Below are 26,498 nucleotides of genomic sequence, written 5' to 3' on the forward strand. Positions count from 1 at the left end.
ACTGCAGGGGGGACCCTGTGGGAGAGTAGGACGCCGCCGAACAATTATTCCGGGAAAGCCCCGCACCTCTGGTGCGGGGCTTTTCTGCGTTCACGATGCCCCTTTGTCACCCCCGTGCAGGTGCCGGCGAAGGCTGAGGGTAGGGTCAGGGGGCATCATTGGCACGTTCACAGGAGGCCCCCGGGTGGAGGTCCAGGAGACTCGGGTTCAGACGGACCGGGTCCTCACCATCCCCAACATCCTCAGCATGGCGCGCCTGGTCGGGGTACCGCTCTTCCTGTGGCTGATTCTTCGCCCGGAGTTCGGCGGGCCCAAGAGCGATGGCTGGGCGCTGCTCGTGCTGATGCTCAGCGGCGTCAGCGACTACCTCGACGGTAAACTCGCCCGCCGATGGAACCAGATCAGCAGCCTCGGGCGGCTCCTGGACCCGGCCGCTGATCGTCTCTACATCCTTTCGACCCTTGTCGGACTGACCTGGCGGGAGATCCTTCCGCTCTGGCTCACGGCGGCACTCCTGGCCCGTGAACTGATGCTTCTCGTGATGGTCGGAATCCTGCGACGCCACGGTTATCCACCACCCCAGGTGAACTTCCTGGGGAAGGCGGCTACGTTCAACCTGATGTACGCCTTCCCCTTGTTGCTGCTCAGCGACGCAAGTGGTTGGCTTGGATCGCTGGCCGCTGTTTTCGGATGGGCGTTCGCAGGATGGGGTACAACGCTCTATTGGTGGGCAGGAATCCTCTACGTGGTTCAGGTCCGCCGACTCGTCAAGGCGGATGCAGTAGCCGATTGAGCTCGTTTGATGCGGTGCCGTGCAGTGTGGCCGGGTCCGCGGCTGAACTCTGAGATGTTGCCCTGACGGGCGAAGTCGGCTAAACCGTCGTCTCTTCAAGGAGGACGTTGCCGACATGAAGGCCGTCGTGATGGCTGGTGGTGAAGGCACACGCCTTCGCCCCATGACTTCCAGCATGCCCAAGCCGCTCCTGCCCGTCGCCAATCGGCCGATCATGGAGCATGTGCTGCGGCTGCTGAAACGGCATGGGCTCAATGAGACCGTGGTGACCGTCCAGTTTCTCGCCTCCCTCGTCAAGAACTACTTCGGCGACGGCGAAGAGCTCGGGATGGAGCTCACCTATGCCAACGAGGAGAAACCTCTCGGGACAGCCGGCAGCGTAAAGAACGCCGAGGAAGCGCTCAAGGACGACACCTTCCTCGTCATTTCCGGCGACGCGCTCACGGACTTCGACCTGACCGACCTCATCGCCTTTCACAAAGAAAAGGGCGGGCTGGTCACGGTGTGCCTGACCCGAGTTCCGAATCCACTGGAATTCGGAATCACGATTGTCGACGAGGCGGGCCAGGTCGAGCGATTCCTGGAGAAGCCCACCTGGGGTCAGGTCTTCTCGGACACCGTCAACACGGGCATCTATGTCATGGAACCCGAGGTCTTCGACTACGTCCAGGCCGACGTCTCGGTGGACTGGTCCGGTGATGTCTTCCCGCAGCTCATGAAGGAAGGCAAGCCCATCTACGGCTATGTCGCCGAGGGCTACTGGGAGGACGTGGGCACGCACGAGAGCTATGTGAAGGCTCAGGCCGACGTCCTGGAGCGCAAGGTCGACGTCGAGATCGACGGCTTCGAGATCTCGCCCGGTGTATGGGTTGCGGAAGGCGCCGACGTCCATCCTGACGCGGTGCTTCGCGGACCCGTCTACATCGGGGACTACGCGAAGATCGAGGCCGGGGTCGAGATCCGCGAGCACACTGTCGTCGGTTCGAACGTCGTCGTCAAGACCGGGGCGTTTCTGCACAGGGCCGTGATCCACGACAACGTCTACATCGGCCAGCACTGCAATCTGCGCGGCTGCGTGGTCGGCAAGAACACCGACATCATGCGGGCGGCCCGCATCGAGGACGGTGCGGTCATCGGAGACGAGTGCCTGGTCGGTGAGGAATCGATCATTCAGGGTAATGTCCGGGTCTACCCGTTCAAGACCATCGAGGCCGGCGCCTTCGTCAACACTTCGGTGATCTGGGAGTCACGGGGGCAGGCACATCTCTTCGGTGCCCGGGGTGTCTCAGGAATCCTGAACGTGGAGATCACGCCCGAGCTCGCCGTCCGGCTTGCCGGTGCGTACGCCACCACCCTCAAGAAGGGTTCGACCGTCACCACCGCCCGTGACCACTCCCGCGGCGCCCGTGCGCTGAAGAGGGCCGTGATCTCGGCGTTGCAGGCCAGCGCCATCGACGTACGGGACCTGGAGAACGTGCCGCTTCCGGTCGCGCGTCAGCAGACCGCTCGGGGCAGCGCAGGCGGGATCATGATCCGTACGTCGCCCGGGGTGCCGGACTCGGTGGACATCATGTTCATCGACGAGCGGGGCGCAGACCTCTCCCAGGCGGGGCAGCGGAAGCTGGACCGGGTCTACGCCCGCCAGGAGTACCGCCGGGCCTTCCCGGGGGAGATCGGGGATCTGCACTTTCCGTCCAGCGTCTTCGACTCCTACACCGGGGCACTGCTGCGCAATGTGGACACCACCGGGATCTCCGCCGCTGGTCTCAAGGTTGTCGTCGACGCGTCCAACGGCAGTGCCGGGCTTGTTCTGCCCAGTCTGCTCGGGCGGCTCGGCGTTGACGCGCTGACCATCAATCCCGGGCTCGACGAATCACGGCCCACGGAGTCCGCCGACGCCCGACGCTCCGGGCTCGTGCGGCTCGGGGAGATCGTCTCCTCGGCACGGGCCGCGTTCGGCGTGCGCTTCGACCCGGTCGGGGAGCGGCTCTCCCTGGTCGACGAGCGGGGCCGGATCGTTGAGGACGATCGGGCCCTTCTGGTCCTGCTCGATCTGGTGGCCGCCGAGCGGCGCAGCGGCCGGGTGGCCTTGCCGGTGACCACGACGAGGGTCGCCGAGCAGGTCGCCGCCTACCACGGCACACAGGTGGAATGGACGACCACGTCGCCGGACGACCTGACGCGCGTGGGACGCGAGGAAGGCACCATTTTCGGAGGAGACGGGCGGGGCGGTTTCATCGTCCCCGAATTCAGCAGTGTCTTCGACGGTTCGGCGGCCTTCGTACGGCTTCTCGGGCTTGTCGCGCGGACCCAGCTCACGCTCAGCCAGATCGATGCCCGGATTCCCCTCGCGCACGTGTTGCGCCGCGATCTGGCCACGCCCTGGGCCGTCAAGGGACTGGTCATGCGTCGGGTGGTGGAAGCCGCCGGGGACCGTGACGTCGACACCACCGACGGCGTGCGGGTCGTCGAGGCGGACGGGCGTTGGGTGATGGTGCTTCCCGACCCGGCCGAGGCCGTCACCCATCTGTGGGCGGAGGGCCCCGACGACGCCTCGGCGCAGGCGCTGCTCGACGAATGGTCGGCGATCGTGGACAGCGCAGGTCAGTGACCTGCCGCCGGTGCGTCGGGAGGTGTCGCGCAGACGCTTCCCGGCGCACGGGTGGGGCCATTCGGCGGTACTAGCTGCGGCGTGCGACGATGTGCGGCATGTCGCAGCAGCCCCCCGATCGGAGTACCCCTTCGCCGCCCGCGCGCCCTGACGCGTCCATGTCGCTGCTGACCAATGTGATGGACCACAGCCTGGACGACGGCTACGCCGAGGCCACGGCCAAGCGCAAGGCCGACGGGAGCGCGGCCATGCCCCGCACACTGAAGGCAAAACTGGGCCTCGCGGCGGGCCTTGTGCTGGCTGCTCTCGTCGTCACCCTGGGCGCCGCGGAGGCGCGTGTATCGGCGCCGGTCCTCGCCAAGGAGCGTGGGGAGCTCATCGAACGTATCGACACGGAGACGTCGGCGGCCGACAAGCTGGAGTCCCAGGTCGACAAAGCCCGTGACGACGTGGGCGAGCGGCAACGTAAAGCGTTGGAAAAGCATGGCGGGGACCAGGGCCAGCTCGTGGCGCTGCTCTCCGGGGCGACCGCCGTCAAGGGACCCGGTGTGAAACTTGTCGTCGACGATGCCAAGGGCACCGACCAGGGTGGCGGCGGACCGCGTGAGACCACTGGTTTCACCGACACGGGGCGGGTGCGCGACCGGGACATGCAACGGGTCGTCAACGGCCTCTGGCAGTCCGGTGCGGAGGCCGTCGCCATCAACGGGCAGCGGCTGACGGCCCTGTCGGCGATCCGCGCCGCGGGCGACGCCATACTGGTCGACAACAAGCCGCTCGTGCCGCCGTACACGGTGCTTGCGGTGGGGGACGGGAAGCGGCTCAGCACCGCTTTCGAGGACAGTGCCGACGGCCAGTACCTGAGGGCGCTGAAGGACACCTTCGACATCCGGACCAGCATGTCCGTGCAGGACGAGGTGCGCCTCCCGGCTGCGCCCAGCCTCATCGTACGAACAGCAGAGCCGAAGGCCGCAGACACCGGCAGTGGTGCGGCAGACACAGGGAAGGGCACATCGTGATCGCCGTACTGGGCCTCGTCGTGGGAGTCGTGGTCGGACTGTTGGTCCGGCCTGAGGTGCCGGCGGTGGTCGAGCCCTATCTCCCGATCGCTGTCGTGGCTGCTCTCGACGCAGTCTTCGGTGGTCTGCGGGCCATGCTCGACGGCATCTTCGTCGACAAGGTCTTTGTGGTGTCGTTCCTCTCGAACGTCGTCGTGGCCGCACTGATCGTGTTCCTGGGCGACAAGCTGGGTGTCGGAGCGCAGCTCTCCACCGGTGTGGTCGTCGTCTTCGGTATCCGTATCTTCTCCAACGCCGCGGCGATCCGCCGGCACGTCTTCCGGGCCTGAGGCCGATGAGCAACGAAGAGCTTCCCCGTGACCAGGAGCGTACCGGCGAGCAGCAGGCCGACAGGCCCGAGCAGCTCACCGGGCGCCAGCGGTTGATCGCCGGGCTGTGGCCGCCCCGGGTCACCCGTGCACAACTCATTGTGGCGCTGCTGCTGTTCGTCCTGGGGCTGGGTCTGGCGATCCAGGTGCGGTCGAACAGTGACAACAGCGCACTGCGCGGCGCCCGCCAGGAGGATCTGGTCCGCATTCTCGATGAACTCGATGACCGTACGCAGCGTCTTGAGGATGAGAAGCAGCGTCTGGACGATCAGCGTACGGAGCTGGAGACAAGCTCGGACCAGGCCGAGGAGGCCCGTAAGCAGACCGTGGAGAAGGAACGGCAACTCGGCATCCTCGCGGGCACCGTGGCGGCACACGGGCCCGGGATCACGCTCACGATCAACGATCCGGGCGACGCGGTGCAGGCGGACATGCTGCTCGACGCCCTCCAGGAGCTGCGTGCGGCCGGGGCGGAGGCGATCGAGGTCAACAGGGTGAGGGTAGTGGCCAATACGCACTTCTCCGGCGACGGTGGCGCCATCAAGGTCGACGACCGGTCCATCTCCGCGCCGTACGTCTTCAAGGTGATCGGCAAACCGCAGGATCTGGAGCCGGCGCTGAACATCCCCGGTGGTGTGGTGCAGACGCTGGAGAAGGAGCAGGCGACCGTGCATGTGGCGCAGGCGGACGACATCGTCGTGGACGCCTTGCGACCTGCGGAGCGACCTGACTACGCTCGGTCGTCAACCCGGTGAGGGCGCCGGACACGGGGCTCGGAGGACACGGGCAAGAGGTTGCGGGGGGTCGCCGCATCGTAATGGTGGCGCGTGGTGGAAACTGTCGAGTGGATACGGACGTTGTGAAGATGTCCGGGTCGGCAGGTGTGTTTATTCAGGGTTCGTCCTGCCCCACGGGCGGGTCTGTTTCGGTCAAGGGGAATCGCCCGTGAAGTTTTTTGCGAAGTTGTTCGGCAAGAGCGCCCGCGATGACGCTGCCCGTCATCGCGCACCGCGCCATGGCCAGCCCGAGGAGCAGGGCACTGATCGCCCGCTCTTCCGTGACGAGGTGTCGGGTCCGGGCGGCGACATTTCGGGTGGAACCGGCGCGTCGTCTGTTGACCCTGCGGGTCCGGGCCGCATAGGTTTCGGGGATCCATCAACCTCAAGTACGGGTGGAGGGTTTGGGTCCATGCCGGTCTGTACGAGGTGTGGCCATCGCAACGCCGAGGCCAGTCGTTTCTGTTCCAACTGTGGTGCGCCGCTTCGGGGAGGCGCGTCTGCGGAGCGTCCTTCGGAGACGACGTCGACCATCTCCATCTCCGGTCTTGAGGCCTATGAGGCGGAGGCGACGGGCCAGACGCCCTTGCCCTCCCTCTCGCCGGAGGCCCAGGCCGCCGTCGACGCCCTGCCACTCGGCTCGGCGCTCCTGGTGGTGCGCCGCGGTCCGAACTCGGGCAGCCGCTTCCTGCTGGACAGCGAACTGACCACGGCCGGCCGCCACCCGCAGAGCGACATCTTCCTCGATGACGTGACGGTCTCCCGCCGGCACGTGGAGTTCCGCCGGAGCCCCGACGGCAGCTTCACGGTCGAGGATGTCGGCAGCCTCAACGGCACGTACGTCAATCGTGAGCGCATCGACTCCGTCGCGCTGTCCAACGGCGATGAAGTGCAGATCGGGAAGTACCGGCTGGTCTTCTACGCAAGCCAGCGGGGCATCTGACCCGTCAGGGAAGGTCCATGCTGAGAACACCGACGGGCGGTGCCGGGCACGGCACCGCCACCGCCGACGACCGGGCCATGAGCATCGGCACGGTGCTCCTGCAGCTGCGGGACGAATTTCCCGAAGTCACCATCTCCAAGATTCGCTTCCTGGAGGCCGAGGGGCTCGTCGAGCCGCAGCGGACCCCCTCCGGCTACCGCAAATTCCGCCCCGAGGACGTCGAGCGGCTGGCACAGGTGCTGCGGATGCAGCGGGACCACTATCTTCCGCTCAAAGTCATCCGCGAGCACCTGGACGCCCTGGCCCGCGGCGAGCAGGTGTCCCTGCCGGCCGCGGACGCTCCACGGGACCTGAGCGACGGTTGCTGGGACGGCGAGTCCTGGCGGGCCACCGCGGCCCGGATCGGGCGTGCGGAGCTCCTGGCCGCCGCCGAGGTCACCGAGAGCGAGCTCGAGGAGTGGGAGTCGTACGGGCTCATCGCTCCGACGGCGGAGGGTGGCTACGACGCCGAGACGGTGACCGTTGCCAAACTTGTGGCGGATCTGGGCCGATTCGGCCTGGAACCGCGTCATCTGCGGGCGATGCGCGGGGCTGCGGAACGCGAGGCCGGCCTGATCGAGCAGGTGGTCGCACCTTTGCGCCGACACCGGAATCCGCAGACCAGAGCCCATGCGGAGGCCAAGGCGAAGGAGCTCGCGGAGCTCTCCGTACGGCTTCATTCGGCCCTTGTGCAGACCGCTCTGCGGATCCGGCTCCACTGATCACGGCGGAGCCCGACTACCCAAACCTGCCGAGCACGTCCTAGGGTTGCTGTGTGAACGAGCTCGACGTTGTGGGTGTCCGGGTGGAAATGCCCTCCAACCAACCGATCGTGCTCCTGCGTGAAGTGGGAGGCGACCGGTACCTCCCCATTTGGATCGGTCCTGGTGAGGCGACCGCGATCGCCTTTGCCCAGCAGGGCATGGCTCCGGCCAGGCCGCTGACCCATGATCTCTTCAAGGATGTGCTCGAGGCCCTGGGCCAGGAGCTCACCGAGGTCCGCATCACGGACCTCAGGGAAGGGGTCTTCTACGCGGAGCTGGTCTTCGCCGGCGGGGTCGAGGTGAGCGCGCGGCCGTCCGACGCCATAGCGCTCGCGCTGCGCACCGGCACGCCGATCTACGGCAGTGACGGGGTGCTCGACGACGCGGGGATCTCCATCCCTGACGAGCAGGAGGACGAGGTCGAGAAGTTCCGGGAGTTCCTCGACCAGATCTCGCCGGAGGACTTCGGTACCAACAGCCAGTGACCGTCCAGCAGGGTCGCCGTCAGCGCATTCGACAAGCCTTTCCCGGGAACGGGACACGGCAAACCACCCTCCGGGTGATTATCACTCGGCGTGCCGAGTGTGGCGATCGTTGACGCACCCCAAGCGACTGCCTACCTTCGAGATGGCAGGTCAAGGACGGAGGTCGGCGTGAGAAGCAGCGGCGACGGTACGGCAGCGGGTGGGCCGTACCGGCAGCACGGAAGTACAGCCGACCGCACCATCAGGCAACCGGTTCAACCGGCGGCGATGGCGGGGGACGGGGCGGCAGCGGTCGGCGACATCGGCTATCGCGGGCCGACGGCGTGCGCGGCGGCGGGGATCACCTATCGGCAGCTCGACTACTGGGCACGCACCGGGCTCGTCGAGCCGAGTGTGCGGCCTGCCTACGGATCGGGCACGCAGCGCCTCTACAGCTTCCGGGACGTCGTCCTGCTGAAGATCGTGAAGCGCTTTCTCGATACGGGCGTCGCCCTGCAGAACATCCGCACCACGGTCCAGCATCTGCGGGCCCGGGGGTTCCAGGATCTTGAGCGGATGACGCTCATGAGCGACGGCGCGACCGTCTACGAGTGCTCCTCGCCCGACGAGGTCGTGGATCTGCTCCAGGGGGGCCAGGGGGTCTTCGGCATCGCCGTCGGTGTGGTCTGGCGGGATGTCGACGCCGCACTGTCGCAGCTGCACGGCGAGCGGGTGGACACCGGCGAGACGCTGATCGGCAACAACCCCACCGACGAGCTCGCACGGCGGCGCAACCGCGCCGTCTGACGGGCCGCGGAGCGGGGGCGCGGCGATTGTCAGTGCCGTAGGGCAGCATCGGTTGATGTGAGAGCCGCGCCCACCATCCTGCATCTGGACATGGATGCCTTCTACGCCTCGGCCGAGCAGGCGGCGAAACCGAGCCTGCGCGGCAAACCGGTCGTGGTCGGCGGGCTGGGACCCCGTGGGGTCGTCGCCACCGCTTCCTACGAGGCGCGGCGCTTCGGGGTGCACTCGGCGATGCCGACCGCGCAGGCCCGGCGGCTGGCGCCCAATGCCGCCTATCTGGTGCCCCGCTTCACCCTGTACCGGACGGTGAGCGACCAGGTGATGGGGTTGCTGGGGCAGCTGTCACCGCTGGTGGAGCCGCTCAGCCTGGACGAGGCGTTCGTCGATCTGGAGGCCGGTGGGACGGCCGACGACACCGCCTCGGCGCGGGCCATCGGCGAGCAACTGCGCGACGCCATCAGAGCCGTCACCGGACTCACCGGCTCGGTCGGCCTCGCTGGCTCCAAGATGCTGGCCAAGATCGCCTCGGAGGAGGCGAAACCGAACGGGCTGCTGGTCATCGAGCCGGGGACCGAACGGGAACTGCTCGCCCCGATGTCCGTGCGGATCCTCCCCGGCGTGGGCCCCGCCACCGGGGACCATCTGCGGCGGGCCGGGATGACCACGGTCGACGACCTGGCCACGGCCGGCGAGGCGGAGCTCGTACGGCTGCTGGGGAAGGCGCATGGCGTCGCGCTGCATCGTATGGCCCTCGGGTACGACGACCGCCCCGTCGTGGCCGAGCGAGACGCCAAGTCGGTGTCGGTCGAGGACACCTTCGACATGGATCTGCACGACCGGATCCGGGTCCGGACGGAGGTCGAGCGCCTGGCGGACCGTTGTGTCCAGCGGCTGCGGGCCGCGGAGCGCTCGGGACGCACCGTGGTGCTGAAGGTGCGCAGATACGACTTCTCGACGCTCACGCGGTCCGAGACGCTCCGGGGGCCGACGGACGACCCCACAGTGGTCAGAGAGGCCGCTGCGCGGCTCCTGGAGGCTGTGGACACCACGGGAGGGGTGCGGCTGCTCGGGGTGGGCGTCACGGGGCTCGCCGACTACACGCAGGAGGATCTCTTCGCCCAGGCAGCCGGTGAGCGGGCCGCGCTCGAGGTCCCGGCCCGTGAAGAACAGGGCGCGGGCGGCCACGGGGACGAGCCGGTGGACGGGGCGCAGGAGCAGGAGACCGCCGAACAGCTCGCGGCCCGGCGCTGGCCCGCCGGGCACGACGTATGCCATGACACCTTCGGCCACGGCTGGGTGCAGGGCAGTGGGGTGGGCCGGGTGACCGTGCGGTTCGAGGAACCCGGGTCACCGCCCGGCCGGGTGCGGACGTTCCGTGTCGACGATCCGGAACTGCAGCCTGCCGATCCGCTCCCGCTGGTGAGTGATCCGGCGGACTACTCGTCCTGGCCGGCCAGCCTGCCGAAGTCCCGGTCCGGGCCCGGCTCGTCGGTCGGCGAGTCCAGACCGTAGTGCCGGTAGAGCTGAAGCTCCTGTTCCGGTGAGAGATGGCGGCCCACGCCGAAGTCGGGGGCGTCCTTGATCAGCGCACGGTCGAAGGGGATCCGGAGCACGTCGTCGACGAATTCGCTGGGCTCAAGCGGCACGAAGGCGTCCCTGCTGAACAGTCCCGTACGCACGGCTGCCCACTCGGGTATGCCGGTCGCGTCGTCGAGATACACCTCGTCCACAGTTCCGATCTTGGTGCCTTTGCGGTCGAATGCCTTGCGGCCGATCAGGTTGCGCGGATCAATGTCGGTCTGCACGGTCCCTCCCATTGGTCGCGGCTACTCCACAGGCACTACGAAAGTGCAGATTCGGGCTATCGGCCACTTGAGAATTCCGTCGCGAGCCCGCTGGTAGGCTGGTGATGGCTGCTGACCCCGTGCGGGAGAGCCTTCCGGAGCGCATCCGGCAGGCGCCGAAGGAGCAAATCCTCCCCGGAATCTCTCAGGCCCCCGTACCGCACGGACGAGGTCACTCTGGAAAGCAGGGCGGGTTTCGTGGCGGCAGCGGCCGGGACGGATCCCTCCCTCACCGACGGTGAAAGCCGGTATGCCTCAGGGCGCACCGGTGAAGCTCTCAGGTTGAGATGACAGAGGGGGAGGCCGTCCGGGCACCCGCGCCGTGGTGCCCCTCGCAGGTCGTGACAGACCAGGAGGCCTCCACCATGACCCCCCGTCGCACTCCGCTCTCCCAGCTGGAGCAGGGCATCCCCTTCGAGCAGCGCCACATCGGCCCCGATGCCGAGGCGCAGGCGAAGATGCTCGCCCAGGTCGGTTACGGCTCGCTCGACGACCTCACCGCGGCCGCAGTGCCCGATGTGATCAAGAGTGCGGAGGCGCTGCAGCTGCCGTCGGCCCGTACCGAGGCCGAGGTCCTCGCCGAGCTCCGCACCCTTGCCGACCGCAACCAGGTGCTCGCCCCGATGATCGGGCTCGGCTACTACGGCACGTTCACCCCGCCGGTGATCCTCCGCAACGTCATGGAGAATCCCGCCTGGTACACGGCCTACACGCCGTACCAGCCGGAGATCTCGCAGGGCCGCCTGGAGGCGCTCCTCAACTTCCAGACGATGGTCGCCGAGCTGACCGGGCTGCCCACCTCCGGCGCCTCGCTGCTCGACGAGGGCACCGCCGCCGCCGAGGCCATGGCGCTCGCCCGCCGCGTCGGCAAGGTCAAGGACGGAGTCTTCCTGGTCGACTCCGACACCCTGCCCCAGACCATCGCCGTGATCGAGACTCGCGCCGAGCCGACCGGTGTCGAGGTCGTCGTCGCCGATCTCGCCGCGGGTATCCCCGCCGAGATCGCCGGGCGCGGTGTCTTCGGCGTGCTGCTCCAGTACCCGGGTGCCTCCGGCGCCGTCCACGACATCAAGCCCGTCATCGAGCAGGCCCACGAGCTCGGCGCGATCGTCACCGTCGCCGCCGACCTGCTCGCCCTGACCCTGCTGACCTCGCCCGGTGACCTCGGCGCGGACATCGCCGTCGGCACCACGCAGCGCTTCGGTGTCCCGATGGGCTTCGGTGGACCGCACGCCGGCTTCATGGCCGTACGCGAGAAGTTCGCCCGCAGCCTGCCCGGCCGCCTCGTCGGTGTCTCCGTCGACGCGGACGGCAACAAGGCGTACCGCCTCGCCCTGCAGACCCGCGAGCAGCACATCCGTCGCGAGAAGGCCACCAGCAACATCTGTACCGCGCAGGTGCTGCTCGCCGTGATGGCCGGGATGTACGCGGTCTACCACGGCCCCGACGGCTTGCGGACGATCGCGCAGCGCACCCACCGCTACGCCACGATCCTGGCCGAGGGCCTGCGCGCGGCCAGGGTCGACGTCGAGACCGGCGCCTACTTCGACACGCTCACCGTGCGTGTCCCCGGCAAGGCGGCGGATGTCGTGGCCGACGCCCGCGACCGCGGGGTCAACCTGCGTCTTGTCGACGCCGACCGGGTCTCCCTCGCCTGCGACGAGACCACCACACGTGCGCAGCTCGCCGCCGTCTGGGCCGCCTTCGGCGCGGACGGTGACGTCGAGGCGCTGGACGCCGCTGCCGCCGACGCGCTGCCCGAGTCCCTGCTGCGCACCGACGAGATCCTCACCCATCCGGTCTTCCACCAGCACCGCTCCGAGACCGCGATGCTGCGCTACCTGCGCAAGCTCGCCGACCGTGACTACGCGCTGGACCGTGGCATGATCCCGCTCGGCTCCTGCACCATGAAGCTGAACGCGACCACCGAGATGGAGTCGATCACCTGGCCCGAGTTCGGCGCGCTGCACCCGTTCGCGCCGGCCGAGCAGGCGGAGGGCTACCTCACGCTGATCCGTGAGCTGGAGGAGCGCCTCGCCGAGGTCACCGGCTACGACGCGGTCTCCATCCAGCCGAACGCGGGCTCGCAGGGCGAGTTCGCGGGCCTGCTCGCCGTGCGTGCGTACCACCGGGCCAACGGCGACGAGCAGCGGACCGTCTGCCTCATTCCGTCCTCCGCGCACGGCACCAACGCCGCGAGCGCCGTGATGGCGGGCATGAAGGTCGTCGTGGTGAAGACCGCCGACGACGGTGCGGTCGACGTCGAGGACCTCCGCGCCAAGATCGAGAAGCACCGCGATGAGCTCGCCGTGCTCATGATCACGTACCCGTCGACGCACGGGGTCTTCGAGGAGCACGTCGCCGACATCTGCGCCGAGGTGCATGATGCGGGCGGTCAGGTGTACGTCGACGGCGCCAACCTCAACGCGCTGGTCGGTCTTGCCAAGCCCGGTCGGTTCGGCGGCGATGTTTCGCACCTGAACCTGCACAAGACCTTCTGCATCCCGCACGGCGGCGGTGGCCCCGGTGTCGGCCCGGTCGGTGTGCGCGCCCATCTGGCGCCGTACCTGCCGAACCATCCGCTGCAGCCCGGCGCGGGCCCCGAGACCGGTGTCGGACCGATCTCGGCCGCGCCGTGGGGCTCTGCCGGTATTCTCCCGATCTCCTGGGCGTACGTACGCCTGATGGGCGGGGAGGGCCTCAAGCACGCGACACAGGTCGCCGTACTCGCGGCCAACTACATCGCCAAGCGTCTGGAACCGCACTACCCGATCCTGTACAACGGCCCGGCCGGTCTGGTGGCGCACGAGTGCATCGTGGATCTGCGGCCGATCTCCAAGGCGACCGGGGTCAGCGTCGACGACATCGCCAAGCGTCTGATCGACTACGGCTTCCACTCGCCGACCATGTCGTTCCCGGTGGCGGGCACGCTGATGATCGAGCCGACCGAGAGCGAGAACCTCGCCGAGCTCGACCGGTTCTGCGACACGATGATCGCCATCCGCGGCGAGGTCGAGAAGGTGGCCTCCGGCGAATGGAGCGCGGACGACAACCCGCTGACCAACGCCCCGCACACCGCCGCCTTGCTCGGCGGGGAGTGGACGCACGCGTACAGCCGCGAGACGGCCGTCTTCCCGGCCGGAGTCTCGGCCGCCGACAAGTACTGGCCGCCGGTGCGCCGGATCGACGGCGCGTTCGGTGACCGCAACCTCGTCTGCTCCTGCCCGCCGCTGGACGAGTACGACAACTGACCCACCCGTTCGGGTGTGACGCGGACATGCGTCGGGGCCGGTTCGGAGATCTTCTCCGGGCCGGCCCCATTTCTTACGGGCCGCGGTCAGGCGGCCTTCATCACCCGGTCGGCGTCCAGCGGCCGGTGCGGAGCGATGATCTGCCCGTCCGGGAGCAGCTCACCGGTGTCCTCGAAGAGCAGGACGCCGTTGCACAGCAGGCTCCAGCCCTGTTCCGGGTGGTGTGCCATCAGGCGTGCGGCTTCCCGGTCGGCTGAGTCGGCTGTCGGGCAGGGTTGCTTGTGCTGGCACATGGCTGGGTTCTTTCGCTGCGTTGTAGTGAGTGTCCTGCGGCTTGATGAGGTGTTCATGGCCGCCCCCGTATCTGTCGGTCCGGTTCCAGTGTTGCCCCACGGGCGCCAATCCGCAGGGATTTCGCGGCAGCGCTGCTCCTACTCTCATGACGCATCACCCGGGCGGACGGTTCAACACAACTGCACTGTCCCTTCGGGTGGTTCGGGGTGGCCGGACCGGACTAGTCCGGATGGGACCGGGGGCGCCCCCGCCGTCCCGCGCTGTGTGTCCCGCAGCACTGTGCCCCGCCACCGGAAACGGCGACGGGGCACAGGACGGCGTGCCGGAGGCGGGACGGGGTCAGGCGGGTGAACCGAGCAGGGGGCCGGGGCCGGGGGTGATGCGCAGGGTCATCACGGGTAGCAGATCGGCGACCCGGTGCGGGCGGTGTGCCGCGATACCCGGTGGGGCGGGAGCCAGCGGCACCAGAAGATCGGTGGGGGCGAGGGTGCCACCCGACGGGTCGGCCTCGATGCCCTCGTGCAGCCACAGCGTCAGCATGTAGAGCTCTGGGATCGACAGCAGGCGGGGCTGGTAGTGGGGTGTCACCGTCTCCGTCTGGCGCAGGGCGAGTTCGGTCGATGCGATGTAAGGGCCCTCGAAGAAGTGCGAGAAGGCCCAGCCGTCCGGGGTGAGCATGGTGTCGGCTGCGGCGATGGCCCGCTCCGAGCTGCGGATCAGGAAGCGCCACGCGGTCAGCCGGGTGCGTGGCGCGAGCCCGCTCGGGCCGATCCGGTCCAGTACATGGACGGGGAGCGGGAGATCGGGGCTCAGAGGTCCCTGGACGGACCGGAGGGCCGGGGTGCGGGCCTCGAGGACTGCGGTGGGTGAACCGAGTGCCGCGAGGACGCTGCGCAGGGCAGGCGCGGGAGCCGGGGGAACATGCAGCGGCATAGTGGGTCGCCTCTCACTTCGGAGACACGGTGATGCGTGGGCGGGTGCAGACGGCGCTGTCGGCGTGCGGGGCCAGAGGAGGCCGGTGACTGGGCCGGTGCGTCAACTCTCTGCCTCGTCCGCGGAGTTTATACGACACGTGTTCACGCGGTGTTTCCACTAGCCGCCGCAGGTATTGCCGGCAAGGCGGTATCGAGACTTTATTATGCGGAGATTCCGCTGATTCGGGGTGAGCCGCGCAGCTGCCGCCTGGTGTTTTTCCGCAGCCGCGGTAGGCCGAATCGCGTCGGCGTTTTCACCACCGCCGGCCGATGGAAACTGCACCGTGCTGCATGCCGTCGGAATGTGCCCCGGACGGCCGCCATCAGATTACTGGGTCCGCGCTGTCCATGGGGGCGTTATGGATCACCTCCCCTGGGCATTATCGATCGTGACGCGAGCGGCCTGGGCCGCGGGCTGCCCACTTGCGGAGGGACGCTTCGATGGGGGAGAAGGTCGTGGCGGGCGCCTTTGATCTGTCCGATCGGCAGAGGTACCGGAGGAAACTCCACCTGTGCCTGGAGGGGCTGGGGAGGCTCCTGGCGGAGCAGAGGTTCGACCGCCCCCGCAACCTCATGGGCATGGAGATCGAGCTCAATCTGGCGGGTTCGGACGGCCTGCCCCGGATGATGAATGCGGAGGTGCTCGAGCGGATCGCGAGCCGTGATTTCCAGACCGAACTCGGGATGTTCAATCTGGAAGTGAACATAGTTCCGCATCACCTCGACGGGCGTGTTTTCGATCAGCTGGCCGAGGAGCTCAGGACCGGTCTCGGATATGCGCACCGGAAGGCGGGCGAGGTCGCTGCCGGGATCATGATGATCGGAATATTGCCGACCCTCGGCAGCGCGGACCTGGTCGCGGCGAACCTCTCGGACGTGGACCGCTACACGCTGCTCAACGATCAGATAGTGGCGGCGCGCGGCGAGGATTTCGCCCTCGATATCGAAGGCGTGGAGCGATTGGTCTGCACATCCACCTCGATCGCACCCGAAGCGGCGTGTACATCGGTCCAGTTGCATCTGCAGGTCACCCCGGCGCGTTTCGCGGACGTGTGGAACGCCGCCCAGGCCGTTGCCGCCGTTCAGATCGCCCTCGGCGCCAACTCGCCCTTTCTGTTCGGCAGGGAGCTGTGGCGGGAGTCGCGGCCGCCGCTCTTCCAGCAGGCAACCGACACCAGGCCGCCCGAACTGCAGAACCAGGGGGTGCGCCCGAGGACCTGGTTCGGCGAGCGATGGATCAGCTCGGCGTACGAGCTCTTCGAGGAGAACCTGCGCTACTTCCCGCCGCTGCTCCCGGTCTGCGACGGCGAGGACCCGCTGCGGGTGCTCCACGAGGGCGGCGTGCCGGGTCTCCAGGAGCTCGTGCTGCACAACGGTACGGTCTACCGCTGGAACCGGCCGGTGTACGGCCTGGCCGACGGCGTACCCCATCTCCGTGTCGAGAACCGTGTCCTGCCCGCCGGGCCGACCGTCACCGACGTGATCGCCAACGCCGCGCTCTACTACGGCCTGGTGCGGGCGCTCGCCGAGGAGTCCCGCCCGGTGTGGACCAGGCTGCCGTTCGCCGCGGCGGCCGAGAACTTCGACACCGCCTGCCGCCGAGGCATCGACGCCGAGCTGGTCTGGCCCCGGCCGGGGCGGTCGGGCGGGCTGACGCGGGTGGCGGCCGTCAAGCTCGTACGGGACGAACTGCTGCCGCTCGCCGCGGCGGGGCTCGACGCCTGGAACATCGAGCCCGCGGACCGCGACCACTACCTCGGGGTCATCGAGGAGCGCTGCAAGCGGCGGATGAACGGGGCGTCCTGGCAGGTGGACACGTACCACCGGGGGTTGGGCGCCGGGCTCGGCCGGGACGCGGCGCTCGCGGCCACCACCCGCCGGTACGCCGAGTTGATGCACTCCGGCGATCCGGTGCACAGCTGGCCGGTGGGTCTCCCCGTGTCATAGCCCGATGGATGTGCTTCGGCGTGCCCGGTGTCTGCCGCCCCCGGCCGGTGCCCGCGCGGGTACGGCTGTTCGGTGCGGCGGCGCGGTGGAGAACCGTCCCCGCTGCCATCCGTCGCGTGGTCGTCGGGCAAGCTGTGACGTCCCATGCCGGTGGTGCCGCTCCTTGAGGATGAACAAGGAGAGGGGGACCACACCATCGTCAATGGTGGTCGTCCCCCGGCCGGTCGCGCATGATCTTCGTACCTGCATTCGAGACCGTAGCGGGACGGGGAGTGGGATGAGATGCGAACGCACAACTGAAGGCAGGTGTACAGGTGACGGAGGGGTGCGTGGCTGATTCTTGTCCCCAAGAGGCCGTGTCACGGCGGATCCTGCGGTCCGAAACGGTGCTGGTGCTGGCTCTCTCGCTGGGTGCCAGCGGAGTGTCTGCCCTGATCAGTTTTGTCGGATCACTGACGAAACCAGGGGGTTTGAAGCATCAGGCCGCGACGCTCAACAGTTCATATGCCCCGGGACGACCATGGCTGGATCTCGCCTGGCAGCTCTTCGGTATCGCCACGGCCCTGGTCCCCGTGGCGCTGGTGGCGCATCTGCTGATCAGGGAGGGTGTGGGCCTGCGGGTCATCGGCTTCGACCGGACCAGACCAGGGTCGGACCTGGCGCGCGGCACGGTGATCGCGACGGGCATCGGCAGCGCCGGGCTGGCCTTTTATCTGGTGGCGCGGGCCGCCGGTTTCAATCTCACGGTGGTTCCGGAGTCGCTGCCCGACGTGTGGTGGAAGTTCCCAGTACTGATCCTCTCCGCACTCCAGAACGCCGTGCTGGAGGAAGTGATCGTCGTCGGGTATCTGCTGCGCAGACTCGGGCAGTTGGGGTGGACGCCGATGGCCGCCCTGGTGGCAAGCTCGGTGCTGCGCGGCTCGTACCACCTGTATCAGGGGATCGGCGGGTTCATCGGCAACATGGTGATGGGTGTCGTCTTCGTGCTGCTGTACCGGCGTTGGGGGCGGGTCGGGTCCCTGGTCGCGGCGCATGCGCTGCTCGACATCGGAGCGTTCGTCGGATATGCGCTGCTGGCCGGCAAGGTGGGGTGGCTGCCCACTCCTTGAGCGCGCGGCGCGCAAGGAGGGGGCGTACCGATCATTGCGTACGCCCCCTCTCCCGGCGGTCAGAACGTGGTCAGCAGTTCTCCGTCGACGACTGTCACCGCGCTGCCCGTCAGCAGTGTGCGGTCGCCACGCAGCGATGTTCGGACCAGGCCGGAACGGGCGGAGGCCTGCAGGCCGGTCAGCTCGTCACAGCCGAACCGGGCCGACCAGAAGGGGGCCAGCGCGGTGTGGGCGCTGCCGGTGACCGGGTCCTCGTCGATACCGACCCGGGGGAAGAAGCCGCGGGAGACGTAATCGTAGCCACGCGCCGGGTCCTCGGCGGCGGCCGTGGCGATGATGCCGCGCCGCGAACAGGCGGCCAGCCCGGCGAAGTCCGGGGCCAGTCCGCGTACGGACTCCTCGTCGGCCAGTTCGACGAGGAGGTCGCCGATGTGGGCGCCGGTGTCGTGGACGGACAGCGGTTCCGCACCCAGGGCGACGGCCAGTCCGGCCGGGGTGGAGGCCGGCGTGAGCGGGGCTGTGGGGAAGTCGAGTGTGAGCGAGCCGTCCGGGTGGGCGGTGGAAGTGAGGATCCCGCAGCGGGCGGCGAAGCGCACCGTTCCGTCGGCCGTTCCGGTCGTGCGCAGGACGTGGGCCGTGGCGAGGGTGGCGTGCCCGCACATGTCCACTTCGGTGGCCGGAGTGAACCAGCGCAGCGCCCAGTCCGCCTCTCCGCCCGGCGGCAGGCGGTGCGCGAAGGCGGTCTCGGAGAGATTCATCTCCAGAGCGACCTGCTGGAGCCGGTCGGCTTCGGGGAAGGTGTCGGAGTCCAGGAGCAGGACGGCTGCGGGGTTGCCGGTGAAGGGGTGGTCGGTGAACGCGTCGACGATTCGGATCCTCATGGGATGACCGTAGAGCTTCTGGAGAGCGGCGGACCAAGGCCAATTCCAGGCCGCCGGCCCGGGATTCCGAGAGCCTCCCCGGGGCGCTACGGCCGGCGCCCCCACGCGGAGACGAGCGGAGCGGTGGCCAGATCGAGGCGTCCGGTGGCGACGTTCTTCAGGTGCCGGTCGATCTCCTCGTCGGTGGCGAGACCCGACGTCACGAGCCGGTCGCGGATCTGGCGCACGGTGGCGGCCTCAAGGACGGTGCACGCCGGTGAGGTGATCGGGAAGTACGCATCGGCCTGTACTTCGTCCAGACCCGCCTCGCGCAGCAGCCGGGGCAGAGTCCGGCCGTAGGCGAGGTCTGCACCGCGGGCCGCCATGAGTTCGCGGAAGCCTGACCGTAGGCGATTGGCGAGGCGCTGTTCGGGGCCCGACTCGTCCGGGCACAGCAGCGGCTGCAACCCGGGGTCGGCGTCCTCCAGGAGGAGTGCACCACCGGGCCGCAGCGCCTGAATCATGCGGCGCAGCGCCTCGGCACGGTCGGTGACGTGTACCAGGACCAGCCGGGCATGGACCAGGTCGAAGCCACCGGGAGGCGGGGGATCGGCGGCGACATCGTGGCGCAGTACCTCGACGACTTCGTCCGCGGCGCCCTGCGCCCACGACACATCGATGTCCGTCGCGACCACCGCGCCGGTCGGACCGACTCGCGCGGCCAGGCCGGCGGGAACGGAGGGGCCGCCGGCTCCGACCTCCCAGCAGCGCATGCCCGCGGTGATGCCGAGCCGGTCGACATGCCGGAAGGTCGCCGGGTCGAAGAGTTCGGCGAGGGCGCCGAAGCGGATGCCCGCCTCGGACTGCCGGTTGTCGAGCAGGTAGCCGTGGTCCGGGCCGGGTGCAGTCATGTCGCGTCGCCCTTCGTCCTGTGCGTCTCGGGGCAAGTATGCAAGCCAAGTGACCTGTGCCAGTGATCGCTGATCGATTGCCGCTGAAGGATGATCAACGCTAGTTGTGCCACCGCAGGTTGATCATTTGGTGTACAGGTACGCGGGGGACGTGGTGGGGGCACCTGTCGGTGTGTTCGAAGAGGCTGCCCTTGCGGCCTTTGAACTGGCCTTTTCCGTCAACGGCACGCTCGTGCGCCGATCGCTGGGGGCCAGCTGGGACATGCCGTTCGAGGCTGTGGATCCGGTGCGGGAGTTCAGCTGGCACAAGGACAGTCACGGGTTCGCCGGCTGGTACTACTCGTCGACGATGCGGGATCACGTCGGCTACGAGTCGTGGCTGGAGAGGGACCGACTGATCCTGCTGGATCGTGATCCACACGTGGTCGCGATCGCCTCGCAGCCGTTCTGGCTGCACTGGCACGACGGCACACGCAAGCGTCGGCACGCTCCCGACTACTTCGTCCGGTTGTCCGACGGTGGCGCCCGCATCGTTGACGTCCGTGCCGCGGATGAGATGGATGAGGCGACGCAGGAGACGTTCGACGCGACCGGGCATGCCTGTCGGGCCGTGGGTTGGGAGTTCGAGTGGGCTGGGCGACCCGAGCCGGTGTTGATGGCGAATGTCCGATGGCTGTCCCGGTATCGGCGGGCCCGCTGCAGATGGCCGGCGCCGGTGGCGGACCGGCTGCTGGAGGTCTTCCGCGACCCGATGGGGCTCTGGGACGGCGCCGGGCTGGTCGGAGACCGTCTGCAGGTTCTGCCGGTGCTGTTCCACCTGCTGTGGTCCGGTGCCTTGAAGACGGACCTGATGGGAGGGCTGATGGAGACCGACAGCCTGGTCTGGACGGAGGGAAACACATGGGCAGCCTGAAGCGTCCGCCGGCCTTGGCGGTCGGCCAGCGGGTCCGATACGAAGGCCAGGTCAGGGGTTCTCGAGGTCACCCCACAGGCGGCGGTGCTGGAGGATGCCGAGACACCGCACCGAGTGGTCGCTCTGATCGACCTGTTCGAGACGGCGGACTTCGAGATCCTGTTCCAGCCCGAACGCATGCCGCTGCCCCCGTCCGGCCTGTTGGAGACCTTCGCTCCCGAAGTGATGAAGCGGGCACTTTGGTGGGAAGAGCACGTCCTCGAGGTCCTGCACGGGCTGCCGCCCGGAGTCGAACCCGGAACACCGCCGCGACCGGGTTACGGACCGGGCACGTCGGTGACCTCACGTCAGAAAACCAAGGCTGCCGAACTCGCGGCCCTCGGAAACGAGATCAAGTCCGGGGCGGTGGGGCTGCGGCGACGCCGCTACACAGAAGACGGCCTGGTCGGACTAGCCAGGCTCGTGGACCACCGTTCGGTCCGCAAGCGCAAGGAGTTCGGTGACGCACCTGACGCTGTCGTCGAGGCGATGCGGCAAGCGATCAAAGAGGGCGTCGAGACCTCAACGCGCAACGGGTCCTACCTGATCTGGAGGACCGGGGAGATCATCCGGGAGAACGGCGGTGACCTGGCCGAACTGCCGTCGAGGCGAACGCTTTACCGCCTGCTGGACAGGCTGGCGGCGGGCACGCACGCGACTGGGTCGGCGGTCACCCGCAGGTCGAAGGCCCACGGGGCCGCTGCCCCGTTCGGAGAGCTGACGGTGTCGGCTCCGGGCGAGGTCATGCAGATCGACTCCACTCCGCTGGATGTCATGGTCCGCCTCGACGACGGAGTCGTCGGCAAGGTCGAACTGACCGGCATGATCGACGTCGCGTCCAGGACGCTGACCGCGGCGGTGCTCAGGCCCACCACGAAGTCGGTCGACGCCAGCGTGCTGCTGGCTCGCACCGTCACGCCGGAACTGATGCGGCCGGGCTGGATCGACGCGCTGAAGATGTCGCGTTCGGTGCTGCCGCACCGCCGCCTGCTGACCATCGACGAACGCCTCGAGCACGCTGCGGCCAAGCCGGTGATCGTCCCGGAGATGATCGTCTGCGATCACGGCAAGGTGTTCGTCTCGCACAACTTCCGGGCTTCCTGCCGGTTCCTGGAGATCGACTTCCAGCCCACGCACAAGGGCTCGCCCTTCGAGAAGGGACACATCGAGAAGATGCTGGGCTCCGTCGCGACGATGTTCGCCCAGTTCCTCCCCGGCTACACCGGCCGCAACACCGACCATCGCGGCCGGCACCCGGAGGAGGAGAACCTGTGGTCACTGCCCGAACTGCAGGACCTGCTCGATGAGTGGATCCTCGCCCACTTTACCGACCGTGAGTTGTGCTGTTCGTGATGTCCGCCTGGGCCTGTGACGTGGACGTCATGGGCTCGTTTACCGACCGGGACCGGGACGTCTGTGATGTTCCGGAGTCGGTACGGAGGACGAGTGGTACGGCACGTTGTGGTCGGGGACTTGAGGGTCCAGCAGATCGAACGGAAGAACGGACGGCGGTCGTGGACGATCGTCTGGCCGGAGGGCACGGTCCACATCGAGGCGGATCGGTTCCTGCACGTCCATGACGGCTCGGGAACGCAGAGGACGTACGCCTACCTGCTGGTGGATCATCTGCGGTGGCTGGAGCGCGAGTGCCTGGTCTTCGACGCGGTCCAACTGCGGGACCTGGAGCGGTACATGGGCATCGTCGGGGCCGAGGTCCGGATGCCGCTCGGTGAGCCCTGGCGGGTCGGCAAGCGCCCCTATGGCCGGGCCGCGCTGTCGGCGGCTGCCTCCTGCGTGAAGGGCTTCTACCTGCACCAAGCCTCTCTCGGCGTCGGCGTCGAGCTCGGCGAGAAGCTGGACGGCACACGGCTGCCGTCGCGGGTGGACCGACGGCGCTCGCTGCTCGGGCACGTGAAGTCGACGATGCCTGCCAACCCGCTGGCGCCGAAGGGCCCCCACCGACGGCACCCGAGGATGCTCCCCGACGGGGCGAGGGAGATGCTGCTGGAGCGGGTGAACGCGGCCCGGGACCGGCTGGTGGTGACCTGGCTCGCCGACGGCGGGCTGCGGATCGGCGAGCTCTGCGGGCTGCACTTGGTCGACCTGCATCTGCGCGAGAACGCGGCCTGCGGCGAGTGCCGCAGTCCCCACCTGCACGTCTGCCATCGCCCGGAGAACCCGAACCGGGCCGAGGCCAAGACCAAGCACGCCTGGCGGGTCGAGAACGGCACGGTCACCGGCGGGCTGATCAAGCGGGTGAGCCCGGCGATGGTGCACACCTACTTCGAGTACATGACGACCGAGTACCCGCGCGGCGCCGGGCACGCCATGCTCCTGGTCCAGCTGCACGGCTCCGATGCCGGGCAGCCCTGGGCTCCGGTCGGTGCCCGCCGGATGCTCGGCCGGGCCGGGAAACGTGCCGGCCTGGGGCTGGTGAAACCCCATGCCTTCCGGCATTCGTTTACCTCCGCGGTCCTCGACGCCGCCGACGGCAACCTGCTGATCGCCCGGGACGCGGGCGGCTGGGCCTCGGCCGCCATGGTCGACGAGGTCTACGGACACGTCGACATCCACGACCCCGCCTTCGACGCCGCTCTGCGCACGGTCTGGGGTGAAGGCAAGTGACCGTCCCGTCGCTGCTGCCGCGGCAGGATCCCCGCACCGGCCGGGACCGGCTGGAGGTCCTCACCGCACTGATCGGCTCCCCGTCCTTCGATCCGCTGTTCCGCCCGGACATCGTCACGATCCCTCCCGACCACCCCGTCTACCGCTGGAACTGCCTGGTCACGGACTGCGAGCGGACCACCATGGGCCACGGTGACCTGTGCTCGGCCCACGAGATGCTCTGGCGTCGGCAACGCGATGCTGGACCATCGCGCGCCGACTTCCTGCGGACAACACCACCGGCCGGCCCCGGCCAAGAAGTGGAAGAGCGCCCATGCCGGATCTGCCCGGACCGGCCGGCCCGTCACCTGACCTTGGACCTCTGCCATCACCATCAGTTCCGGTGGTATCACCATCGTGACCGCCACGGCGCCGACGCCGACTTCGACGACTGGCTCGTCGGCCAGCAAGCGGCCCCTGGCTACGGAGACTGCCTGGCCGGGGTCTGCCCCGACCTGGCGGACTCACCGCTGGGGCTGTGCTTCCGCCACGATCGGCACTACCGCAGCCAGGGCCGCCCCGGTGGGGCTGTCCTGCCAAGCCAGTGGGGCAACCGCTATGAACGTACCGGTCGCCCCACTCCGGTCGAGTACGCGGACGAGTCGGCCTTCCGTCGGTGGTGCACAACGGCCGCAGCGGTGCTGCGGCCCGCGCAGGTCAACCTCCGTGGCCTGCACCCGCTGCTGCGAGCCGAGCTCCAGTGGGGCATGTTCTGGCACACCCAACGGCCGCACGGCCGTTGGGAGTTGGCTCCGCTGCAGCGGCTGGCGAGTTACGGCCGCGCGCAAGGCGTGCGCTCCTTGACCGACCTGTCCTGGGACGACGCGGACCACCGCAAGGCGGTCACCCGCGAGGGCGTCTACATCGCCCAGGCCATCGCAGACGCCCTGCATCCCCTCTATGTGACGCCGGAGGAGACGCGCGAGCACGGCTACATCCTCACCGAGCACTCCGGCCGCAAGCTCACCGGCCGCGCGATCCGCATCGACCTCACCGGCGTCTCCCAGCGATGGCTACGCGACCTCATCTGGGACCACCTGGTCGCGATCCTGCGCTCACCCAGCTGCCCTCGCAGCGGCGGCACCTTCGACGACATGCGCCGAGCCGGCCTGGAGCTGAGCACCTTCCTGGAGCTCCACGCCCCCGCGCGAGGACACGACCCTCGGGCGTTGACGGCCGAGCACATGCACCAGTTCGTCGCCGACCAGCGGCAACGCGAGCGGGACGGACTCGTCTCGCTGGCTGCCAGGGGCGTCCACGGCAAGCCGTCGATCGTGACCGCCAACACCCGGCAGCGCGTCTTCCACCGCACTCGGCGGCTCCTGCGTGGGGCCCTGGAGTCGGGGGATGCCGAACGCCTGGGCCTGGACCGGGCCTTCATCGCTGCCATGCCCGCCCCGGGGCGGATGGTCAGCCGGGCTCGGCCTCCGTTCGCCGACGGCGTCGCCCGCGCGCTCGCCGACGAGACCAACCTCCGCAGGCTCGCGGAGACCTACGATCCCCTCGACCGCGGCCTGCGGGACGCCTGGGAGACCATCATCGTCACCGGCCGCCGCTGCAGCGAGGTCCTCAAGCTCCGCCTGGACTGCCTCGGCCGCTACGGCGGGCTGCCCATGCTCTGGCACGACCAGACCAAGGTCGGCAACTACGACCAGGCCCTGCGGATCCCCGAGCGGGTCCACCAGCTCCTGCAGGACCGCCAGCGCAAGACCCTCGTCCTGTTCGAGACCCGGAACAACCGGCCGCCCACTGCGGAGGAGCGGGCCCAGATGGCGCTGTTCCCGACGAACCAGCGCAACCGCAACGGTCGCACCCCGCTGTCCTACAAGTGGTTCCACAAGGGCTTCAAACTCTGGATCGACGAGCTCGACATCGGCCGGTGGGTCCCTCACCAGGCCCGCCACTCGCTGGCCACCAGCCTGCTGCGGGCCGGGGCGACGCTGACCCATGTCCGCCGCTACCTCGGCCACGTCTCCGAGCGGATGGCCGAGCACTACATCCACCTGACCCAGTCCGACCTGGAGGACGTCCTCCAGCAGGTCTGGGTCGCCGGCCCCGGCACTGCCCAGCCCGGCGAGCTCCTCACCGAGACCGCCTCCCCGCTCACCCGCGAGCAGGCCCAGGCCCTCGCGATCGACATGTCCCGCCGCAGCACCCCGGCCGAGGGCGGCTTCTGCACCTTCCAGCCCGTCGTCGACGGCGGCGCCTGCCCCTGGAACCTGGACTGCCACAACTGCGACAAGTTCGTCCTGTCCGGTGCCGACCTCCTCTACTGGCGGCGCAAGCGCGAGCAGTGGCGGCTGCTGGCCGAGGGCGCCCCCGATGACGCGACCGCCGACTACCTGCATCGCTACTTCGAGCCCACCGCCCGCGCCATCGACGGCCTGGAGAGGGCCCTGGCCGGCCTCGGCCTCCTCGACGACGCCCTCGCCCTGGACCTGCGCAAGCCCCAGGACTACTTCCACCGCGTGTGGTCCACCGCCTTCCGTGCCGCCGACCTCGCGGAGGCCGGTCACGACGATGACGATCCCGAACAGGACGCTGCATGAAGACCGTCCCCGAACCCCGCACCGCAGCGGCCTTGGCCTCCCGCCGCCGCAAGACCGAGACCGCCCTCCAGCGGGTCCACGAAGCCATCCGTCGGTTGCGGAGGGAGAAGGCCCAGGTCAGCGTCGCCGCCGTCGCCCGTCATGCCGATGTCTCACGCACCTTCCTCTACGACAACGCCGAGGCCAGAGCCGCGGTCGCCACAGCCATGACCGAAGCTGGCGACCGCCGGTCTCAGATGCTTGCCGACCAGGACAGCGAACGTGAGGCGACCTGGCGCGAACGCGCCCTGAACGCCGAGGACGCCCTCAAGGCAGCCCACGGCGAGATCATCTGCCAGCGAACTCGCATCGGTGAACTCATCGGCCAGGTGCGGGACTTGCAGGCCGAATGGACCGAGGAAGCCATCCAGCGGATCACCACCGAGAACACCACGCTCAAGCAGCGAGTCCGCCAGCTCACCACCGACATTGATACTCGTAGCCGGGTTCCGGTGGTCGTGGCTCCACCACTGACTGACGCCCTGCTGGGCTGTCCTCCGGTTGTTCTGTCCGGCTGCCG

General features: G+C 68.7%; 23 protein-coding genes and 1 riboswitch. Of the genes, 18 read left to right on the forward strand and 5 right to left on the reverse strand.

Features of this window, described 5'->3' with window-relative positions:
- The first annotated feature begins 184 nt into the window (after window positions 1-184).
- From ACGFSA_RS31130 to ACGFSA_RS31175, 10 genes are all read left to right on the forward strand, one after another.
- Entirely contained in the window at window positions 185-793 is a 609-nt protein-coding gene (locus tag ACGFSA_RS31130) for a CDP-alcohol phosphatidyltransferase family protein (RefSeq protein ID WP_393309384.1), read from the forward strand.
- A 115-nt stretch (window positions 794-908) separates the two neighbouring features.
- Window positions 909-3,404 carry a sugar phosphate nucleotidyltransferase gene (locus tag ACGFSA_RS31135; RefSeq protein WP_393309385.1) on the forward strand — a complete coding sequence of 832 codons (2,496 nt, stop codon included), beginning with the start codon at window positions 909-911 and terminating at the stop codon, window positions 3,402-3,404.
- 98 nt (window positions 3,405-3,502) lie between these two features.
- Window positions 3,503-4,423 (forward strand): DUF881 domain-containing protein, encoded by a 921-nt coding sequence (locus tag ACGFSA_RS31140; protein WP_393309386.1) that lies wholly within the window; start codon window positions 3,503-3,505, stop codon window positions 4,421-4,423.
- A complete protein-coding gene (locus ACGFSA_RS31145; protein WP_023543062.1) occupies window positions 4,420-4,752 on the forward strand; it encodes a small basic family protein in 333 nt (110 codons plus the stop codon). Before ACGFSA_RS31140 ends, ACGFSA_RS31145 begins: the two co-directional genes overlap by 4 nt.
- Before the next feature lie 5 nt (window positions 4,753-4,757).
- Window positions 4,758-5,546, forward strand: coding sequence for a DUF881 domain-containing protein (locus ACGFSA_RS31150; RefSeq protein WP_393309387.1), 789 nt, complete (start codon window positions 4,758-4,760; stop codon window positions 5,544-5,546).
- A 190-nt stretch (window positions 5,547-5,736) separates the two neighbouring features.
- Window positions 5,737-6,510 (forward strand): FHA domain-containing protein, encoded by a 774-nt coding sequence (locus ACGFSA_RS31155; protein ID WP_393309388.1) that lies wholly within the window; start codon window positions 5,737-5,739, stop codon window positions 6,508-6,510.
- 17 nt (window positions 6,511-6,527) lie between these two features.
- Entirely contained in the window at window positions 6,528-7,271 is a 744-nt protein-coding gene (locus ACGFSA_RS31160) for a MerR family transcriptional regulator (RefSeq protein ID WP_393309389.1), read from the forward strand.
- Between the two features lie 53 nt (window positions 7,272-7,324).
- Complete coding sequence (locus ACGFSA_RS31165) at window positions 7,325-7,798, forward strand: bifunctional nuclease family protein (RefSeq protein WP_037690563.1); 474 nt, start codon at window positions 7,325-7,327, stop codon at window positions 7,796-7,798.
- A gap of 168 nt (window positions 7,799-7,966) precedes the next feature.
- Entirely contained in the window at window positions 7,967-8,584 is a 618-nt protein-coding gene (locus ACGFSA_RS31170) for a MerR family transcriptional regulator (RefSeq protein WP_366691564.1), read from the forward strand.
- A 57-nt stretch (window positions 8,585-8,641) separates the two neighbouring features.
- Complete coding sequence (locus tag ACGFSA_RS31175) at window positions 8,642-10,096, forward strand: DNA polymerase IV (RefSeq protein WP_393309390.1); 1,455 nt, start codon at window positions 8,642-8,644, stop codon at window positions 10,094-10,096.
- On the opposite strand, the gene ACGFSA_RS31180 is transcribed toward ACGFSA_RS31175, so the two are convergent.
- Window positions 10,021-10,401: a PRC-barrel domain-containing protein gene (locus ACGFSA_RS31180; RefSeq protein ID WP_393309391.1), complete on the reverse strand. Its 381-nt coding sequence runs from the start codon at window positions 10,399-10,401 to the stop codon at window positions 10,021-10,023. The genes ACGFSA_RS31175 and ACGFSA_RS31180 overlap by 76 nt on opposite strands.
- A gap of 100 nt (window positions 10,402-10,501) precedes the next feature.
- Window positions 10,502-10,599: riboswitch (glycine riboswitch) on the forward strand.
- A 194-nt stretch (window positions 10,600-10,793) separates the two neighbouring features.
- On the opposite strand from ACGFSA_RS31180, the gene gcvP reads away from it, so the two are divergent.
- Window positions 10,794-13,679, forward strand: a complete 2,886-nt coding sequence (gene gcvP, locus ACGFSA_RS31185) for an aminomethyl-transferring glycine dehydrogenase (protein ID WP_393309392.1) — start codon at window positions 10,794-10,796, stop codon at window positions 13,677-13,679.
- 86 nt (window positions 13,680-13,765) lie between these two features.
- Here the strand turns inward: gcvP and ACGFSA_RS31190 are convergent, their stop codons facing one another.
- On the reverse strand, window positions 13,766-13,972 hold the full coding sequence (locus ACGFSA_RS31190) for a DUF5999 family protein (protein ID WP_393309393.1): 207 nt from the start codon (window positions 13,970-13,972) through the stop codon (window positions 13,766-13,768).
- A gap of 340 nt (window positions 13,973-14,312) precedes the next feature.
- Complete coding sequence (locus tag ACGFSA_RS31195; protein WP_393309394.1) at window positions 14,313-14,906, reverse strand: hypothetical protein; 594 nt, start codon at window positions 14,904-14,906, stop codon at window positions 14,313-14,315.
- 482 nt (window positions 14,907-15,388) lie between these two features.
- Between ACGFSA_RS31195 and ACGFSA_RS31200 the strand changes: the two genes are divergently transcribed.
- Both ACGFSA_RS31200 and ACGFSA_RS31205 read left to right on the forward strand, forming a co-directional pair.
- On the forward strand, window positions 15,389-16,894 hold the full coding sequence (locus tag ACGFSA_RS31200) for a glutamate-cysteine ligase family protein (protein WP_393309395.1): 1,506 nt from the start codon (window positions 15,389-15,391) through the stop codon (window positions 16,892-16,894).
- Window positions 16,895-17,223: 329 nt separating this feature from the next.
- Window positions 17,224-18,003 (forward strand): CPBP family intramembrane glutamic endopeptidase, encoded by a 780-nt coding sequence (locus ACGFSA_RS31205; protein ID WP_393309396.1) that lies wholly within the window; start codon window positions 17,224-17,226, stop codon window positions 18,001-18,003.
- Window positions 18,004-18,062: 59 nt separating this feature from the next.
- Here ACGFSA_RS31205 and ACGFSA_RS31210 read toward each other — a convergent pair whose 3' ends face one another.
- Window positions 18,063-18,884, reverse strand: a complete 822-nt coding sequence (locus ACGFSA_RS31210; RefSeq protein ID WP_393309397.1) for a PhzF family phenazine biosynthesis protein — start codon at window positions 18,882-18,884, stop codon at window positions 18,063-18,065.
- Between the two features lie 86 nt (window positions 18,885-18,970).
- Entirely contained in the window at window positions 18,971-19,774 is an 804-nt protein-coding gene (locus tag ACGFSA_RS31215; protein ID WP_393309398.1) for a class I SAM-dependent methyltransferase, read from the reverse strand.
- A gap of 130 nt (window positions 19,775-19,904) precedes the next feature.
- On the opposite strand from ACGFSA_RS31215, the gene ACGFSA_RS31220 reads away from it, so the two are divergent.
- The 5 genes from ACGFSA_RS31220 to ACGFSA_RS31240 form a co-directional block, all read left to right on the forward strand.
- Window positions 19,905-20,687: a TnsA-like heteromeric transposase endonuclease subunit gene (locus ACGFSA_RS31220; protein WP_393309403.1), complete on the forward strand. Its 783-nt coding sequence runs from the start codon at window positions 19,905-19,907 to the stop codon at window positions 20,685-20,687.
- An 84-nt stretch (window positions 20,688-20,771) separates the two neighbouring features.
- Window positions 20,772-22,079: a transposase family protein gene (locus tag ACGFSA_RS31225; RefSeq protein ID WP_393309399.1), complete on the forward strand. Its 1,308-nt coding sequence runs from the start codon at window positions 20,772-20,774 to the stop codon at window positions 22,077-22,079.
- A 120-nt stretch (window positions 22,080-22,199) separates the two neighbouring features.
- Entirely contained in the window at window positions 22,200-23,351 is a 1,152-nt protein-coding gene (locus tag ACGFSA_RS31230; protein ID WP_393309400.1) for a tyrosine-type recombinase/integrase, read from the forward strand.
- Window positions 23,348-25,939 carry a tyrosine-type recombinase/integrase gene (locus tag ACGFSA_RS31235; RefSeq protein WP_393309401.1) on the forward strand — a complete coding sequence of 864 codons (2,592 nt, stop codon included), beginning with the start codon at window positions 23,348-23,350 and terminating at the stop codon, window positions 25,937-25,939. Before ACGFSA_RS31230 ends, ACGFSA_RS31235 begins: the two co-directional genes overlap by 4 nt.
- The coding region (locus ACGFSA_RS31240; protein WP_393309402.1) for a DUF6262 family protein at window positions 25,936-26,498 on the forward strand (563 nt) is incomplete at its 3' end. The genes ACGFSA_RS31235 and ACGFSA_RS31240, both read left to right, overlap by 4 nt.

It is taken from the genome of Streptomyces sp. NPDC048496 (assembly GCF_043200055.1).
GTDB lineage: Bacteria > Actinomycetota > Actinomycetes > Streptomycetales > Streptomycetaceae > Streptomyces.

What these genes read in the sequence shown, in the direction of transcription:
- ACGFSA_RS31135 (WP_393309385.1), top strand. Translation starts at nt 909, where the DNA reads ATGAAGGCCGTCGTGATGGCTGGTGGTGAAGGCACACGCCTTCGCCCC.
- ACGFSA_RS31140 (WP_393309386.1), top strand. Translation starts at nt 3,503, where the DNA reads ATGTCGCAGCAGCCCCCCGATCGGAGTACCCCTTCGCCGCCCGCGCGC.
- ACGFSA_RS31150 (WP_393309387.1), top strand. Translation starts at nt 4,758, where the DNA reads ATGAGCAACGAAGAGCTTCCCCGTGACCAGGAGCGTACCGGCGAGCAG.
- ACGFSA_RS31160 (WP_393309389.1), top strand. Translation starts at nt 6,528, where the DNA reads ATGCTGAGAACACCGACGGGCGGTGCCGGGCACGGCACCGCCACCGCC.
- ACGFSA_RS31180 (WP_393309391.1), bottom strand. Translation starts at nt 10,401, where the DNA reads ATGGGAGGGACCGTGCAGACCGACATTGATCCGCGCAACCTGATCGGC.
- gcvP (WP_393309392.1), top strand. Translation starts at nt 10,794, where the DNA reads ATGACCCCCCGTCGCACTCCGCTCTCCCAGCTGGAGCAGGGCATCCCC.
- ACGFSA_RS31190 (WP_393309393.1), bottom strand. Translation starts at nt 13,972, where the DNA reads ATGTGCCAGCACAAGCAACCCTGCCCGACAGCCGACTCAGCCGACCGG.
- ACGFSA_RS31195 (WP_393309394.1), bottom strand. Translation starts at nt 14,906, where the DNA reads ATGCCGCTGCATGTTCCCCCGGCTCCCGCGCCTGCCCTGCGCAGCGTC.
- ACGFSA_RS31200 (WP_393309395.1), top strand. Translation starts at nt 15,389, where the DNA reads ATGGGGGAGAAGGTCGTGGCGGGCGCCTTTGATCTGTCCGATCGGCAG.
- ACGFSA_RS31210 (WP_393309397.1), bottom strand. Translation starts at nt 18,884, where the DNA reads ATGAGGATCCGAATCGTCGACGCGTTCACCGACCACCCCTTCACCGGC.
- ACGFSA_RS31215 (WP_393309398.1), bottom strand. Translation starts at nt 19,774, where the DNA reads ATGACTGCACCCGGCCCGGACCACGGCTACCTGCTCGACAACCGGCAG.